This is a genomic window from Methylobacterium nigriterrae, assembly GCF_037106235.1.
GTDB lineage: Bacteria > Pseudomonadota > Alphaproteobacteria > Rhizobiales > Beijerinckiaceae > Methylobacterium > Methylobacterium nigriterrae.
Map to the genome: position 1 here is coordinate 1 of NZ_JBAWTG010000420.1, position 950 is coordinate 950.

Below are 950 nucleotides of genomic sequence, written 5' to 3' on the forward strand. Positions count from 1 at the left end.
GTTCAGGTCTTGTCGGCCCCCGGGAGCGGGCCACCGGCATTCCCACCTCCGATTGCCCCACTAGCCGGGTTCAGCATCACGATCCCCTCCGGGAGCGCACTTGGCGTTTGCCTCGTAGGTCGAGAACACTTGGTCACCATCCTTGTCGGTGTCGATGCAGCTGCCGCGGTTGACCACGTCGTTACCGTTGGCCTCGCGCATGCCGATACAGCGCGTGCCCATATCATTGAAGGGAGCCTCTCCCGCGTCATTGCGCGTAATGCCGGTGCTCTCATAGATCGTGATGGCTCGCTCACCCATTTTCATCGGCGTTGCAGAAGCATTGACGTAGTTAGTCGTATATGAAGCGGTGCCTTCCTTCGAAAACTCTCCTGCTCCAGCGCTTGAACAAGCGCCGAGCATCAGGATAAAAGCCCATCTTGTGCTTGCCATTAATTCCTCCCATCGCCCACGGTTCAAAACCGTGATCATATATCCGCTTGAGGTTTTTGGCCCCTTAATGGCGGTCACTGATCATGCACGGTGCCGATGACTGGTAAAGCCCGCTTGGCGTCGATCACAAGATGAACCCACATGCGGTGGATACCGTGCTGGCCCGCGGCTTCGATCTACACAGGGACCTGCCCGTCCGCCGCGGGATACCCTTGTAAGCCTTACCCATTCCCGGCTGAGGTGCAGCCCTATGGGGCTCATGTTTCTCAAAGCGCCACCTGCAGAAGATGCGATCTGCGCAAAGGGCTTGGAGCCCAGCTGATCCTAAATGGTCATACCCAAGCTGCACCGATGCGGGTCCAGTTGGTTCCGTAACGCCCAATCAGCGAATGGCCACGGTGAATTAAGGTCTTGTTGTTAGCTCGACTCGTATGAGGAGTTTCCGCAAGGTGGCAGGGATCGATGTTTCGGACGGGCGGGGAGCCGGGTTTGTCGCGCGAGCTTGAGGGCTCGCTGAT

General features: G+C 58.0%; 1 protein-coding gene. It reads right to left on the minus strand.

What is annotated here, in order from left to right; genetic code table 11:
- Positions 1 to 60: 60 nt before the first annotated feature.
- Positions 61 to 471, minus strand: a complete 411-nt coding sequence (locus tag WDW90_RS37510) for a hypothetical protein (protein WP_336492789.1) — start codon at positions 469 to 471, stop codon at positions 61 to 63.
- Positions 472 to 950 lie beyond the last annotated feature (479 nt).

Coding starts and splice junctions, on each gene's coding strand:
- WDW90_RS37510 (WP_336492789.1), bottom strand. CDS start 471: ATGATCACGGTTTTGAACCGTGGGCGATGGGAGGAATTAATGGCAAGC.